This window comes from Dongia sp. agr-C8 (genome assembly GCF_054658695.1).
In genome coordinates this window covers 932,121-946,790 of record NZ_BAAGHZ010000001.1, presented here as the reverse complement: position 1 = coordinate 946,790, position 14,670 = coordinate 932,121, and the positions used below count along the sequence as shown (strand labels likewise).

At 66.6% G+C, this 14,670-nt stretch carries 14 protein-coding genes; 5 read left to right on the top strand and 9 right to left on the bottom strand.

Going from position 1 to position 14,670, the window contains the following annotated elements:
* Positions 1 to 2: 2 nt before the first annotated feature.
* The 4 genes from ACYQ4T_RS04355 to ACYQ4T_RS04340 all read right to left on the bottom strand — a co-directional run bounded on the left by ACYQ4T_RS04355 (position 3) and on the right by ACYQ4T_RS04340 (position 4,144).
* Positions 3 to 1,088 carry an ABC transporter ATP-binding protein gene (locus tag ACYQ4T_RS04355; RefSeq protein ID WP_459851054.1) on the bottom strand — a complete coding sequence of 362 codons (1,086 nt, stop codon included), beginning with the start codon at positions 1,086 to 1,088 and terminating at the stop codon, positions 3 to 5.
* Between the two features lie 96 nt (positions 1,089 to 1,184).
* The gene (locus tag ACYQ4T_RS04350) at positions 1,185 to 1,967 is read right to left on the bottom strand and encodes an ABC transporter permease (RefSeq protein WP_459851053.1); all 783 of its coding nucleotides are present in this window, start codon (positions 1,965 to 1,967) and stop codon (positions 1,185 to 1,187) included.
* Entirely contained in the window at positions 1,964 to 2,899 is a 936-nt protein-coding gene (locus tag ACYQ4T_RS04345) for an ABC transporter permease (RefSeq protein WP_459851052.1), read from the bottom strand. The genes ACYQ4T_RS04350 and ACYQ4T_RS04345 overlap by 4 nt, the downstream gene beginning before the upstream one ends.
* A gap of 105 nt (positions 2,900 to 3,004) precedes the next feature.
* A complete protein-coding gene (locus tag ACYQ4T_RS04340; RefSeq protein WP_459851051.1) occupies positions 3,005 to 4,144 on the bottom strand; it encodes an ABC transporter substrate-binding protein in 1,140 nt (379 codons plus the stop codon).
* 275 nt (positions 4,145 to 4,419) lie between these two features.
* Between ACYQ4T_RS04340 and ACYQ4T_RS04335 the strand changes: the two genes are divergently transcribed.
* The 4 genes from ACYQ4T_RS04335 to ACYQ4T_RS04320 are packed head-to-tail and all read left to right on the top strand — an operon-like array spanning position 4,420 to position 10,183.
* Complete coding sequence (locus ACYQ4T_RS04335) at positions 4,420 to 5,985, top strand: alkaline phosphatase family protein (RefSeq protein ID WP_459851050.1); 1,566 nt, start codon at positions 4,420 to 4,422, stop codon at positions 5,983 to 5,985.
* Positions 5,982 to 7,622 carry a glucose-6-phosphate isomerase gene (gene pgi, locus ACYQ4T_RS04330; RefSeq protein WP_459851049.1) on the top strand — a complete coding sequence of 547 codons (1,641 nt, stop codon included), beginning with the start codon at positions 5,982 to 5,984 and terminating at the stop codon, positions 7,620 to 7,622. The genes ACYQ4T_RS04335 and pgi overlap by 4 nt, the downstream gene beginning before the upstream one ends.
* A 21-nt stretch (positions 7,623 to 7,643) precedes the next feature.
* On the top strand, positions 7,644 to 7,946 hold the full coding sequence (locus ACYQ4T_RS04325) for a hypothetical protein (protein ID WP_459851048.1): 303 nt from the start codon (positions 7,644 to 7,646) through the stop codon (positions 7,944 to 7,946).
* A gap of 2 nt (positions 7,947 to 7,948) precedes the next feature.
* On the top strand, positions 7,949 to 10,183 hold the full coding sequence (locus ACYQ4T_RS04320; RefSeq protein ID WP_459851047.1) for a N,N-dimethylformamidase beta subunit family domain-containing protein: 2,235 nt from the start codon (positions 7,949 to 7,951) through the stop codon (positions 10,181 to 10,183).
* A 7-nt stretch (positions 10,184 to 10,190) separates the two neighbouring features.
* Here ACYQ4T_RS04320 and ACYQ4T_RS04315 read toward each other — a convergent pair whose 3' ends face one another.
* The 4 genes from ACYQ4T_RS04315 to recA form a co-directional block, all read right to left on the bottom strand.
* Positions 10,191 to 10,523, bottom strand: coding sequence for a hypothetical protein (locus ACYQ4T_RS04315; RefSeq protein ID WP_459851046.1), 333 nt, complete (start codon positions 10,521 to 10,523; stop codon positions 10,191 to 10,193).
* A gap of 60 nt (positions 10,524 to 10,583) precedes the next feature.
* Positions 10,584 to 10,916, bottom strand: a complete 333-nt coding sequence (locus tag ACYQ4T_RS04310) for a hypothetical protein (RefSeq protein ID WP_459851045.1) — start codon at positions 10,914 to 10,916, stop codon at positions 10,584 to 10,586.
* Positions 10,917 to 10,934: 18 nt separating this feature from the next.
* Positions 10,935 to 11,273 carry a hypothetical protein gene (locus tag ACYQ4T_RS04305; RefSeq protein WP_459851044.1) on the bottom strand — a complete coding sequence of 113 codons (339 nt, stop codon included), beginning with the start codon at positions 11,271 to 11,273 and terminating at the stop codon, positions 10,935 to 10,937.
* 284 nt (positions 11,274 to 11,557) lie between these two features.
* Entirely contained in the window at positions 11,558 to 12,634 is a 1,077-nt protein-coding gene (recA, locus tag ACYQ4T_RS04300) for a recombinase RecA (protein WP_459851043.1), read from the bottom strand.
* Between the two features lie 608 nt (positions 12,635 to 13,242).
* On the opposite strand from recA, the gene ACYQ4T_RS04295 reads away from it, so the two are divergent.
* A complete protein-coding gene (locus ACYQ4T_RS04295) occupies positions 13,243 to 13,644 on the top strand; it encodes a hypothetical protein (protein ID WP_459851042.1) in 402 nt (133 codons plus the stop codon).
* Between the two features lie 37 nt (positions 13,645 to 13,681).
* Here the strand turns inward: ACYQ4T_RS04295 and ACYQ4T_RS04290 are convergent, their stop codons facing one another.
* A complete protein-coding gene (locus ACYQ4T_RS04290; protein WP_459851041.1) occupies positions 13,682 to 14,596 on the bottom strand; it encodes an EAL domain-containing protein in 915 nt (304 codons plus the stop codon).
* Between the last annotated feature and the right edge of the window lie 74 nt (positions 14,597 to 14,670).

The window sequence follows — 14,670 nt, the reverse complement described above, 5'->3', positions numbered from 1 at the left end:
GGCTAGCGCGCGCCCTCCAGGACCAGAACATCGTTCGGGGTGAAGCTCACCACCACCGGCGCGCCGGGCTGCGGCGGCATGGCGCTCGGGTTGTTGAAGGTGTCGAGCGAGATCGCGTTGTCCTCGATCTTGACCCGCACCCGCACCACCGAACCCAGGAAGCTCACGTCGTCGATGATGCCTTCGAGGCGATTGCGGGCGGCGCCGTTCGCCGCGCCGCCAGGACCGTTCTCCAGCACCGCCGCCTCGGGACGCAAAGCCACCGAACAGGCATCGCCGGGATTGGCCTGGAACAGCTTCCGCGACGCGACGATCTCGCTCTTGCCGATCTGGATCCGGCCCGAAGCCGCGTCCAGCACCTTGCCCTTAAGGACGCTCAAGGTGCCGACGAAATTGGCGACGAAGGGTGTCACCGGGTTGTTGTAGACCTCGAAGGGCGTGCCGACCTGTTCGGCGCGGCCCTCGTTCATCACGACCACGCGGTCGGACATCGAGAGCGCCTCTTCCTGGTCATGGGTGACGAAGATCGTGGTGATGCCGAGCGTCCGCTGCAGCGCGCGGATCTCCTCGCGCAGCGACACGCGGATCTTGGCGTCGAGCGCCGACAGCGGCTCGTCGAGCAGCAGCACCTTCGGCTTCTGCGCCAGCGCCCGGGCCAAGGCCACGCGCTGCTGCTGGCCGCCGGAGCATTGGTAGGGATAACGGTCGGCGAGATGCGGCAGCTTGATCATGTTCAGCATCTCATCGACGCGGGATTTGATCTCCGCGGCGGTCCGTTTCGCAACCTTGAGGCCGAAGGCGACATTCTCGGCCACCGTCATGTTCGGAAACAGCGCATAGGCCTGGAACACCATGCCGACATTGCGCTGGTTGGGCCTGAGGTTGGTCACGTCCTTGCCGTCGATCCGGATCACGCCGGAGGTCGGGCTTTCGAACCCCGCCACCATCCGCAGCACCGTGGTCTTGCCGCAGCCGGAGGGGCCGAGCAGCGACAGGAACTCGCCGCCCTCGATGCCGAGGGTAAAGCCCTTGACGACGACGTTGACGCCGAACTGCTTGCGGACGTCGTTGATCTCGAGAAACGCCATACACCACCTATTTCGTCATGCGCGGGCGCGACCCGCGCATCTTTTTCCGTTCCGCACGAGATTGCCGGGTCAACCCCGGCAATGACGGCATCTGAATCATGCGCGCTTCAATTGTCGCGCCCGCCCGAACACGTTGATCAGGCCCATGCAGGCCCAGGTGATCAGGAAGGCGATGATCGCCAGCGCCGATGGCTCATAGGCCCGGTTGGCGCCGATCAGCTGCAGATATGGACCGAAGGCCGGCCGGTTCAAAAGGCTCGCCATGGTGAACTCGCCGATGACGATCGCGAAGGTGAGAAACGCGCCGCTGAGGATCGCGACCCGGACATTCGGGAAGATAACCTTGAAGAGAATCGTCGGGAGCTTGGCGCCCAGTATCTCCGCCGCCTCGGTGAGCGTCCGGACATCGATCGCCCGCATGCCGGTCTCGACCGCGCGGTACATGTAGGGCAAGGCCAGGGTCACGTAGCTGAAGGCCAGCAGCAGGTCGGTGGTGCGGGCATTCGCCGTCATCGGGAGGATCGACGAGCTGTTGTAGAGCCGCAGATAGCCGAAGACGATGACGATCGCCGGCATGACCAGCGGCAGCAGGGTGATGAACTCGACGACCGGCCGGAGCTTCGGCAGCCGGAGCTGTATGAAGTAGGCCGTGGGTACAACCAGCACGACGCCGATCACGATCGTGATCAGCCCCATCAGGGTCGAATAGAGGAAGGTTTCCTGGAAGCTGGGATCGCTGAACACCACCCGGTAGGCGTCGAAGCTGTATTCGCCGCGCCGCATCCTGAGCGAGAACTCGAAGGTGCAGATCAGCGGCACGATGAAGTAGAGCGTGCCGACGACGACCGCGATCCAGGAGCCGATCTTGGACTGTTTCATCGCATCCACCGCTCCGCTCTCGCGCGCAGCCAGATATAGGCGCCGTTGGAGAGACCGGTGATCAGGATCATGCCGAGCGCCAGCGCATAGCCGAGATTCTGGTTGTGCAGCACGTCGCCGCGGATCTGGGCATAGAGCAGTATGGTGACGATGTTGAGCGAGCTGCCGGTCAGCGCATAGGCCGTGGCGATCGCGCCGAAGGAATTGGCGAACAGCAGCAGTGTCGCGCCCAGGATGCTGGGGAAGAGGATCGGCAGCGCCACCATGGTCCAGTATTGCCGCTGGCTGGCGCCCAGGACCTGCGCCGCCTCGCCCCATTCCTTCTTCAGCCCGTCGAGTGCCGGGGTGAGGATCAGCACCATCAGCGGGATCTGGAAATAGAGGTAGGTGAGCGTCAGCCCCCAGAAACTCAGCAGGTTGAATCCGGTGCCGTAGAGGTTGAAGCCGAGGAAGTCGCGCGCCAGCACGGTGACCAGGCCGGTTCGCCCCAGCGTTGCCAGGAAGGCGAAGGCCAGCGGCAATCCGGCGAATTGCGAGGCGACGCCGGAGAAGGTCATGAGGGTCGGCCGCAGCCAGGCCGGCAACCCGCCCAGCACCACGGCATAGGCCAGGAAGAAGCCGATCAAGGCGCCGACCAGCGCCGAGGCGAGGCTCACCTTGATGCTGATCCAATAGGCGCTGAGGATCGACGGCGTGAAGAGGTCCGCCAGGTTCTGCAGGGTGAAATGCCCGTCCGCGTCCTGGAAAGCGCCGACCAGCAGGTAGACGGTCGGCAGCAGCAGGAACATCAGGGCGAAGATGAAGAACGGCCCGACGCCGAGCCAGGCCCAGACCTGCTGGCCCAGCGCCAGATTTTTCGGTGCGGCGCTCCGATCCGGCACCGGGCCTGGTTCGGCCGGCAGCGGTGGAGTCGTGTCGGTGGTGGCGGTCATGCCCGATGGTCCATGCGCGGCGGTCGCAGTCGTTTCGAGTGATCTGAAACGGGTAAGGGTCACCCGGCTTGACGCCGGATGACCCCGTGCCCGGTCACGCCCAGCTTACTGGACGTTGGCGCCCACCACCGAGTCCCATTGCTTGGTGATCGCTTCCTTGCCCGCGGCCTGCTCGTCGAGCGACGGGAAGACGGCCTTCTTGTAGGCATCGGCCGGCGGCAGCTTGTCCAGCATCTCCTGCGGGACCTTGCCCTTCTCCACCAGGTCGTTGAAGCGAATCGGGTGGCAGTAGCCCTTCAGCCAGCCGAGCTGCCCTTCGTCGGAGTAGAGATACTCCATCCAGAGCTTGGCGGCGTTGGGGTGCGGCGCATAGGCGCTGATCGCCTGGACATAGACGCCGGCGACGACACCGGAGGCCGGCACCACGACCTCGACGCCGGGGTTGCCCTTCAGGGTGTCGCGGTCGGCGAGCGCGTTGTAGTCCCAGCGGATGATCACAGGGGTCGAGCCCTGGGCGAGCGACGCGGCCTTGCCGATGACTGGCACGAAGTTGCCGTTCTTGTTCAGCTCGGCGAAGTACTTCAGGCCGGCTTCACCGGCGGCCTTCGCGTCCTTCGCACCGCTGGCGAGGCCGGCGGCGTAGACCGCCTGGATCGCCTGGTTCGAGGTACGCGGATCGCCGGCCAGCGCCACCGCGTTCTTGAAGTCGGCGCCCTGGAGATCGGCCCAATCCTTCGGCATGGTCTTGATGATGTCGGTATTCACCTCGAAGGCGAGCACGCCGTAATAGTCGCCGTACCAGTAGCCTTCGGCGTCCTTGGCGCTGTCCGGGATGGAATCCCAGGTCGCGACCTTGTACGGCTGGATCAGGCCGTCCTTCTTGGCCGAGGGGCCGAAGGAGAGGCCGACGTCGATCACATCCGGCGCCTGCGGGCCGGTATTGCCCTTGTTGGCCTTGATCGCCTCGATCTCGTCGCCCGAACCCGCATCCGGGTTGAGTTCGTTGACAGTGAGGCCGTACTTCGCCTTGAAGCCGTCGATCAGCGCGCCATAGCCACACCAGTCATGCGGCAGGGCGATCGTGGTCAGCTGGCCTTCCTTCTTGGCGGCGGCAACCAGGTCTTCCATTGCGTCGGCTCGCGCCGTCGCAGCGATGCTGGTCACCAGGACCGCGGCAGCGCTCCCCATCGCGGTGGTGGTCAGCAGCGCGCGCCGCAGGGCCACCGCGAAATCGAACTTTCTCATCTTGTCACCTCTGGTCTCTCTCGTTTTTCGGGCGCCGGTTCACCCGGCTTTTTTGCGCGCGGGACATTAGCCCGCCGCTTGTTGCAGCCATATTACAGAGACATGACAGCCAAGACGAGATTGCCGTAGGCTGAAGCCGACGATTCCCGCAGCCTCTGCCGCAGCGCAGCGAAACCGGCTAAGCTCGCCGTCCCGGAGAACCGAAGTGAGGCAGCCCATCATCGGTTCTCTGCTGGTTTCAGAACGAGTTACCCCCCTTTATCGAGAAACGATCCGTGACCGCACAATCCCGCAAAGTCCTGTTCATCTCCGCCGACCAGTGGCGCGCCGAATGCCTGTCCGCCGTCCATCATCCGGTCGTGAAGACCCCGCATCTCGACGCCCTGGCCAAGGACGGCACGCTGTTCAAGCAGCACCGCACCGTCTGCGCACCCTGCGGCCCGGCGCGCACCAGTCTCCACACCGGGCTCTACCTGATGAACCACCGCTCCGGGCGGAACGGCACGCCGCTCGATTCGCGGCACACCAACATTGCCAAGGAAGCGCGCAAGGCCGGTTACGAGCCGACACTCTACGGCTATACCGACACCAGCGCCGATCCCAGAGACCGCCATCCCAACGACCCGGCGCTCAAGACCTATGAAGGCCCGATGCCGGGCTATCGAGTCGGCATGATCTTCCAGGATTTCGAAGCGGCCTGGATGAGCGACCTCCACCGCAAGGGCTACGGCTTCACCGGCCGCCGCGACGTCTACAAGCCCCGCGACATCGCGCTGCCGGCGGGTCGCGGCCATCGCTACCGGCCGACCTTGTTCAAGGCTGAGGACAGCGACACCAATTTCATGGCGGACCTCGCCATCGACTGGCTGAAGGCGAACCGGGAGAAGGACTGGTTCCTGCACTGCGTCTTCCTGCGCCCGCATCCGCCGGTGATCACGCCGGAGCCCTACAACGCGCTCTACGATCCGGCGGAGGTACCCTTCCCGGCCCGGGCCGCGACCCCGGAGCAGGAAGGCGCGCAGCATCCGCATCTCAGGCACTGGATCGAGACCTTCGCCAAGCCCAGCGGCTATGACGAGCACAACCCGAACAACCTCGTCACCATGCCCGACCTCGAACTGCGCCAGATGCGGGCCTGCTATTACGGGATGATCAGCGAGGTCGACGACGCGGTCGGTCGCCTGATCGCGCATCTCAAGGCCACCGGCGAATACGACAACACCCTCATCGTCTTCACCTGCGACCACGGCGAGATGGGCGGCGATCATTACACCTGGGGCAAGGAGCTCTATTTCGAGCCGAGCTTTCATATCCCGCTGATCATCCGCGACCCACGCGAGGAAGCCGACGCCGGCCGCGGCCGCCAGGTGGACGCCTTCTCGGAATCGATCGACATCATGCCGACCATCCTCTCCTGGCTCGGCGCGGAGCCGCCGGTCGAATGCGACGGCGCCTCGCTCCTGCCCTTCATCGAGGGCCAGACGCCGAGGGGCTGGCGCGAGGAAACGCATATGGAGCTCGATTTCCGCACCTCGCCGAACCTGGGCGGGTTCGATGCGGAGACCGCGCTCGGCCTGAAGCCCGACGACTGCCAGCTCGCCATCATCCGGGGCAGGCGCTGGAAATACGTGCATTTCGCGAGCCTGCCGCCGCTGCTGTTCGACCTGGAGAACGATCCCACCGAGATGAACAACCTGGCGCAGGATCCAAAACACGCCCCGGTCGTTCTTGACTATGCGCAGCGGATGCTGTCCTGGCGAATGCGATATGCGGAGCGAACCTTGACCAACCTCCATCTCTGGCGCGACGGCGTGATCGACCGGCGGTCGGTGGCCCTATGAGCAAGCTCCAGCCGATCCGCGAGAAGCTGAAGGCGCGGCGCGAGGCCTGGCGCCAGCTGCATCTGCGCGAGCTCTTCGCCAAGGACCCGCAGCGGTTCCAGAATTTCTCGGCGAGCCTCGGCGACTTCGTGCTCGACTATTCGAAGAACCTGATCGAGGTCGCGGATTTGAAGCTGCTGCACGACCTGGCCAAGGTCGCGGAGGTGGAGAAGTGGCGCGATCGCCTGTTCGGCGGCGAGCATATCAACGGCACCGAGGACCGTGCCGTGCTGCATATGGCGCTCCGCGCCAAGGGCGGCGCCTTCCAGGACCAGGGCAGCGACGTCCTGGCCGGCATCCGCGCGGTGCAGGAGCGTCTGCGCGCCTTCTCCAAACAAGTGCGCGACGGGCAATGGCGCGGCGCCACCGGCAAGCCGATCCGGCGGGTGATCAATATCGGGATCGGCGGCTCCGATCTCGGGCCGAAGATGGTGACGGCCGCGCTCCGTCCCTATCGGCATCCGCGGCTCGACATGCATTTCGTCTCGAATGTCGATCTCGCGCATCTCGACGGCGCGCTGAAAGGCGCCGAGGCCGACGAGACCTTGTTCATCATCGCCTCGAAGACCTTCACCACCCAGGAGACCATGGCGAATGCGATGAGCGCCAAGGCCTGGTTCCAGGAGCGGATCCCCGACCCGGCCGCCGTCGCCAAGCATTTCGTCGCGGTCTCCACCAATGCCAAAGCGGTCTCCGCCTTCGGCATCGACACCGCGAACATGTTCGAGTTCTGGGACTGGGTCGGCGGGCGCTACTCGCTCTGGTCCTCGATCGGCCTGCCGATCCTGCTCTCGGTCGGCTGGGAGAATTTCCGCGCGCTGCTCGACGGCGCCGCCGACATGGACCAGCATTTCCGCTCGGCACCCATTCCGGAGAACCTGCCGGTCATCCTCGGCCTGCTCGGCGTCTGGTATATCGACTTCTGGGACGCGCAGTCGCATGCGGTCCTGCCTTATGCGCAGGACCTGGAACTGCTGCCTTCCTATCTCCAGCAGCTCGACATGGAGAGCAACGGCAAGTCGGTCGCGCGCGATGGCCAGCCCGTGCAGATGCCGACCGCACCCGTGGTCTGGGGCGAGCCCGGCACCAACGGCCAGCATGCCTTCCACCAGCTGCTGCACCAGGGCACGCCGCTCATCCCTTCGGACTTCATCGTCGTGGCGCAGGGGCATACCGAGCTCGGCGCGAAGGCGACCGACCGGCACCAGGAGTTGCTGGTGGCGAACGCCCTCGCCCAGACCCAGGCACTGATGCTGGGCCGCACTGCCGCCGAGGTCGAAGCCGAGATGAAACAGGCCGGGGCCGATGCCGCGACCATCGCCCGGGTGCTGCCCTTCCGGGTATTCAGCGGCAACCGGCCCTCCACCACCCTGATAATCCCGGCGCTCACCCCCTGGCATTTGGGTGCCCTCATTGCGCTTTATGAGCACAAGATCTTCGTGCAGGGCGTGATCTGGGGGATCAATTCCTTCGACCAATGGGGGGTCGAGCTCGGCAAGAAGCTCGCCAACGACATTTTGGCGGGATCAGGCGCGGCAAGGGACGCATCGACAGCCGGTCTGATGGCGCTCTATGATGACATGAAGAAGACCAACTAACGCCACCTGCCGGAACCCATCATGTATCGGATCGATCCTGCCCGCGCCGATCTGGCGCGCGAGTACAAGGCGCGGCCCAACGGCCCGCACAGCGCCGAACTGCAGAAGCTGCTGCTGATCCTCCGCTGGGGCAGCGCCCGCGGCAAGTCCGTGATCCTCGCCTCCAAGTCGGAGCGGCAATTCCGCCTCGGCAAGTTCGGCCCGAAGCGCGGCACGCCGATGACGGAATACGGCCCGACCTACAAGACGCCGCAGGAGGCGAGCTGGGCCTGCTTCCGCGCCCGCTGGCTGGAGATCACCGGCCAAGAATGTCCCGTGGAGTGACTATGGCCGAACGCCTGCTTGCCTATGCCGATCGTATCAGCGCCGCCCCGGGCGAGCGCATCGAGATCAAGGTCAGTGCGCCGGAGCCCGGCGAATACAGCGCCAAGCTGATCCGCCTGATCTGCGGCGACGACAGCCCGCACGGGCCGGGCTTCAAGGGCGAGGACATCGCCTCGCCGATCGCGAAATCCTATCCGGCGCGGCTGCAGCCGATCCATGCCGGGTCGCATGTGGAGTTCAGGAAGGGCGGGCCGCAGCTCGCCGGCTCCTTCACCTTCATCGCCATGGTCTGGCCGACCCTGCCGCTCAAGGGCGCGCCGCAGGCGATCCTGGGCAATTTCGACGCCGCCAACCGCAGCGGCTGCAGCCTGGCTATCGACGGTTCGGGACGCCTCAGCGTCCAGCTCGGCGATAGTCCGTTGATCCATCTCGACCGGCCGATGCTCGACCGGCATTGGTATCTGGTGAGCCTCGCCTTCGACGCGGCGGCGGGCACGATCATGCTACGGCAGCGCCTGCTGAACCACCGCGGCCCGGGCGATGCCGTGAGCGAAGTCACGCGCCGGCTGGAGCCGCCGGTGGCAGCGATCGCGCGCACCGGCGCCGGTGTCGGCGGGCCGTTCCGCATCGCCGCCTGGAGCGCCGGCGAGCAGGCGGCAGCGCATTACAACGGCAAGATCGACAGCCCGGCGGTGATCGGCCGCGCGCTCGACGCCGCGACGATCGAGAAGCTCGGTACCGATGCGAAGGCGGCGCGGGCCGCGAGCGGCGTGCTGGCCGCCTGGGATTTCGGCCAGGGCATCTCCGGCATCGCCGTGGCGGACGCGAGCGGCAACGGCCATGACGGCCGCATCGTGAACCTGCCGACCCGCGGCATGAAGGGCTGGAACTGGGACGGCAGCGAATACAACTGGACCAAGGCGCCGGAGCAATACGCGGCGATCCACTTCCACGACGACGACCTCTATGACTGCGGCTGGGAGACCGACTTCACCTGGGAACTGCCCAAGGACCTGAAGAGTGGCGTCTATTGCGTCCAGTTGAGCCAGAAGGGCAAGACGGAGGCCTATGAGGAGTTCGTGCCGATCTGCGTGCGGCCGGGACCGGGGCAGAAGCGCAAGCCGCTGGCGTTGCTGATCCCGAGCGCCAGCTACTGGGCCTATGCCAACCACCAGATGCCGTCCTCCTGGACCTTCAACGAGACCAGCATGGGCGTGTTCGAGACCATGACCGAGGCCGACCGCTATCTCGAGGAGCATCTCGGCTTCGGGCTTTCGACCTATGACCTGCACAGCGACGGCAGCGGCGTCTGCTACTCCTCGTCGCTGCGGCCGGTGCTGAACATGCGCCCCAAAAGCCATCTCTGGCAGTTCAACGCCGACACCCATATCACCGACTGGCTGGAAGCACAGAAGCTCGACTACGACGTCATCACCGACGACGACCTCGAGCGCGAAGGCCTCGACCTGCTGAAGCAATACCGCTGCGTCGTCACCGGCACGCATCCGGAATACTACACGCTCAAAATGCTGGACGCGGTGCAGGGCTTCACCGATCTCGGCGGGCGGCTGGTCTATCTCGGCGCCAACGGCTTCTACTGGCGCATCGCCTATCACAGCGAACTCCCCGGGGTCATCGAGCACCGGCGCGCCGAGGACGGCATGCGCGGCTGGATCTCCGAAGGCGGCGAATACTATATGAGCTTCACCGGCGAGCTGGGCGGGCTCTGGCGGCGCATGGACCGGGCGCCGCAGATCGTCTGCGGCGCCGGCTTCACCGCGCAGGGTTTCGACAGCGCGAGCTCATACCGGCGCCGGCCGGAGAGCTTCGACCCGCGCGCCGCCTTCATCTTCGAGGGCCTGGCCAAGGACGAGGTGATCGGCGATTTCGGCATCGTCGGCGGCGGTGCCGCGGGCTGGGAGATCGACCGCGCCGACACCGCGCTCGGCACGCCGCGCCATGCGCTGATCGTCGCGGAAGCGACCGAGTTCTCCTCGGCTTATCACTGGGTCAAGGAAGAGTTCAACCACACCCATTCGGCGATCGACGGCGACACCTGCCCGATGGTCCGCTGCGACATGGTGTTCTTCGAGACGCCGAAGGGCGGTGCGGTGTTCTCGACCAGCTCGATCTCCTGGGCCGGCGCGCTCTCGCATAACGGCTATGACAACAACGTGAGCCGGATCACCGCCAACGTCATCAAGCGCTTCATCGACCCGAAGCCGTTCGCGATGTGAGCGGCGGCTACTGCGTCTGCTGGGCGCAGGCGGCGGCGATCTCGGCGAGCTTGTCGGTGACACCCGGCGGCTGCGGCGCGTCCTTGACCGCGGCCTGGCCGACGCCGCTGTAGATCTCGAACGGGATCTCGGCCTTCATCTTGCCGATGCTGCAGTCGCAGTAGCGCTTGCACCAGGCCGCGGGCGAGCCCGCCTTGGCGCAGGACTCGTTGCAGGCCTGCCGCTCGATCGCGAGATATTCCGCGGGGATGGTCTCGGCTTGCGCCGCGGCGGCGAGCACCGGCAGCAGGGCTGCGGCGCCGATCCGGCGCAACCGCGCGAGCATGACCCGAGATGGCATCCTTGCCTCCACCGCACCCGGCGGCGAGTCTGCCATCACCGGGCGGGGCGGGCAATCGGGCTACTGCAGGCGGGCGGCGCAGGCCCGGGAGATCCCGGCCATGCGTTCGATCAGCGCCGCGGGCGGCGGCTGGTCCTGGCCGGCGGCATTCCCGGCGGCCTTGTATTCCTCCAGCGTGAACTGCTCGGCGACGCCCTGGAAGGTGCAGTCGCAGTATTGCGTGCAGCTCGCCAGGGCCACCGCATGGCTGGTGCAGGTGGCGACGCAGGAACGGTGATCGGCGGCGAGCAGCGCCGGCGGGATCGGCTCGGCTTGCGCCAGCGGCGGTGCCAGCAGCGCGGTCAGCAGGGCGGCGGCGGCGAAGGCGCGCGGCGGCGGGAACTTCGGATGCATTGAGGCGATCGCGGCCGGCTATTCAATCTGCGGCTTGCAGGTCTTGGTGATCGCCTTCATCTTTTCGACCGCGGCCTGGGGCGGGACCTCGCCCTTGGAGATGGCGTTGTTGATGGCGAGATATTCCTCGAGGGTCAGCTGCTCGCCATAGGCCTTGGCGCTGCAGGAGCAGAAGGCGGTGCATTTCTCCGCCGGCTTGCCGCTGCCGACGCAGGCGGCGACGCAAGACTTGAGGTCGGCTTCCAGCGCCGACGGGGGGATGTTGTCGGCGCGCGCCGCCCAGCCGAGGGCGAGGCCGGCCAGGAGCGTGGCCGCGGCCAAGCCGGTGCGGCGAGCGTTGCGCGTGGATGAAAGCATGCTGACCTCAGGTGATAAGACGAGTCCCCGGCGCACTCTGCCCCGGGCCGGCCCCTGAAGGCAATCGATCTGAAGGCGGAGGGGCTATCGGCGGGCTTGCCCGTCGCGCTTGTCCGAATGTGAACCGCCCCGTCAGGGGGAGACGGGGCGGCTTCGCGGAGAGAACTCTTCTATTCGGACCCCCACCCCGGCCCTCCCCCTGAAGGGGGAGGGGGAAGAAGGAGTGCCCTCCCCCGATTCGGGGGAGGGGGAAGTAAGGGGGCTTCCCGAAGGGGAGGCTGTTTTTAGGCTTCGGCGGCTTCGTCGCCGGCGCCGCCGTTGTCCATCATGTTGCCGGCGACCAGGCCGGCGTTGGCGCGGATCTTTCCTTCGATCTCGGCGGCGATCTCGGGGTTCTCGCGCAGGAAGAGCTTGGCATTCTCGCGGCCCTGGCCGATGCGCTGGCCGCCATAGGAGAACCAGGCGCCCGACTTCTCGACCACGTTCGCGGCAATCCCCAGATCGATGAGCTCGCCGTTCTTGGAGATGCCCTCGCCATACATGATGTCGAACTCGACGACGCGGAACGGCGGCGCGAGCTTGTTCTTTACCACCTTGACCCGGGTCTGGTTGCCGACCACCACGTCCTTGTCCTTGATCGCGCCGATGCGGCGGATGTCGAGGCGGACCGAGGCGTAGAACTTCAAGGCATTGCCGCCGGTCGTGGTCTCGGGATTGCCGAACATCACGCCGATCTTCATGCGGATCTGGTTGATGAAGATGACCATGCAGCGCGAACGCGAGATCGAGCCGGTCAGCTTGCGCAGGGCCTGGGACATCAGCCGGGCCTGCAGGCCGACATGGGTGTCGCCCATCTCGCCCTCGAGCTCCGCTTTCGGCACGAGCGCCGCGACGGAATCCACCACCAGCACGTCGATGGCGCCGGAGCGGACCAGGGTGTCGGCGATCTCCAGCGCCTGCTCGCCGGCATCGGGCTGGGAGATCAGGAGGTCATCGACCTGGACGCCGAGCTTCTTGGCATAGGTCGGGTCGAGCGCATGCTCGGCATCGACGAAGGCGCAGGCGCCGCCGGACTTCTGCGCCTCGGCGATCACCTGCAGCGCCAAGGTGGTCTTGCCCGAGGATTCCGGACCGTAGATTTCCACGATACGCCCGCGCGGCAGGCCGCCGATGCCAAGGCCGATGTCGAGGCCGAGCGAGCCCGTGGAGATCACCTCGGTCTCGACCAGCTGGTCCTTGCCGCCGAGGCGCATGATCGAGCCCTTGCCGAAGGCGCGTTCGATCTGCTGCAGGGCGGCGTCGAGGGCCTTGTTCTTGTCCATATTGTCCCGTTCCGGAATGCGAATCACGTTCTGCGCCATCGCGCCTCTCCTCTTAATGCCGCCAACCCGTCCGTACCAGCAATCCCGCGCCGCGAAACCGCGTTCGAATCTGCAAGCGACCCTAGTACCCTTTTCGTTCTCCGTCCAGCGAAAAGAACGGAGAGAGAACGACAATCCCGATCCGCCGTCCGTATCCGCTGTCGGGGCCGGAGGCCAAAGCGGACGCCTTGCCGCCGTCCGCGTCGGCTAACCCACTGATCAATCGCGCGAACATGCCGAAGGGGCCAGAACGGAAAAAACGCTTCGGTCCGGGCCCTGTCTGCGATGCAGTGCAACAAAACAGCGCCCATCGGATCGACCATCGGACCGGGGGGGACCGGCGGCGGGCCGGATTCCGTCCATGCACTGTCTATGCAAGCCTGCGATCGAACGGCGCCCGCGGGCGCGCAGGCCTGGAAGCAAGGCAACACACTATTGTATAGCATTGTCGCCTGGAAGCCAAGCCGCCCGCGCCACCGGGGCGCGGCGATGGCAACGGGGCGATTGCGAAAAACCGCGGCCCCGCTCTACCCTCCCCTCCCGCCGGCGCACGGGCGCGCGGGGAGCAAGGACGGAGGTCGGGCTTGGCGTCGGGGAGACTATCGAACGTGGGAGAGGCGAAGGTCCTGCTGACGGCGGGGGCGCTGCTGGTGGGGGCCGGGCTCGCCGGCTGGAGCGCGCCGGCCCTGGCCATCACCGGCAAGGAGCGGCTGGCCGGCCGGCTGGTGCTGATGACGACCGAGCAGGCGCAGGCGAGCGACCTGGTGCCCAAGCTGGACAAGAAGCGGACGGCGGAATGCCTGGCCAAGGCAATCGTCGCCGACATCCCGGAAGCGGACGCCGCCAAGCTCGCCGACATCCTCGACCGCCGCGCGCCCAACGACCCGGCACTGCAGAAAAAGTGGTTCACGATCTCGAAGAAGGAAGCGCCGGCCAGGAACGCGCAGGTGCTGAAGGCGGTCGATAAGCTCTGCCCGGATATCGGGCCTTACGCCAAGCGGATGCTGTAGCGGATCAGCCCCCTTCGCGCGCCGCGCTTCGGAGCGCTTAGGCGGCGGCCCCGGCTGAAGCGAGGTCGCAATCGAATTCCGCCGCGAGGTCCGCCGGGGCCGGCCAGCGCAGCGACGGGAGGCCGGGCAGCGCCTCGAAGGCGGGCTTGGCGAAATAGAAGCCCTGCATGTAGCGGCCGCCGACGCTGCGCAAGGCCGCGACCTCCTCCGCGGTCTCGACGCCCTCGAGCACCAGCTTGACGTCGATCTCGCGGCAGAGCGCCGCCACCGCGGCGACGATCGCAAGCCGCACGCGGTCCTGGTGCACGTCCTGCACCATCACGCGGTCCAGCTTGACGATGTCGGGGCGGAGGGCGGCGAGCCGCGCCAGGCCGGAATAGCCGGTGGCGAAGTCGTCGAGCGCCACCTTGAAGCCGTGGCGCTTGTATTCCTCGATGATGCGCTTCAAGTGCGGCTCCTGGGAGAGCTCCTCCTGCTCGACGATCTCGAAGGTGAGACGGTCGAGCGGGAAGCCGGTGCGGCGCGCCGCCTCGAGCGTCAAGCGGATGCAGGCCGCGGGCTCGTAGACCGCGTTGGGCAGGAAGTTGATGTTGAGCCTTGCCGCGCCGGCGCCGAGCCCCCCGAATCCCAGAGCCGTCGCGAGCTCGATCGCCTTCACCCGGCAGGCCTGGTCGAAGGCGTAGCGGTTCTCCGGCGTGAGCTGGGCCAGCACCGCGCCGGCGCCCTCGCCGTTCGGCCCGCGCACCAGCGCCTCATAGGCATCGATCGCCCGGCGCTCGACATCGACCACCGGCTGGAACGCCATGCTGAAGGGAAAAGCCGGCTTGGCATCGCGGCAGTTGGCGCAGCCGGTGCGCAAGGCGCCCGGTGCCGGCGCGGGGGCGGCGGCGGCGGTGGCCGTGGGGGCGGCGGCGGCCGAAAGAGAGCTGGGGGAGTCGTGTCGCGAGTCCATGTCCGGTCCAAGTGCTAAGCCGCGCGGGCGTGTCGGCGCGCAGCTTAGTGGGGAAGGGTTGAAGGACCGTTAGG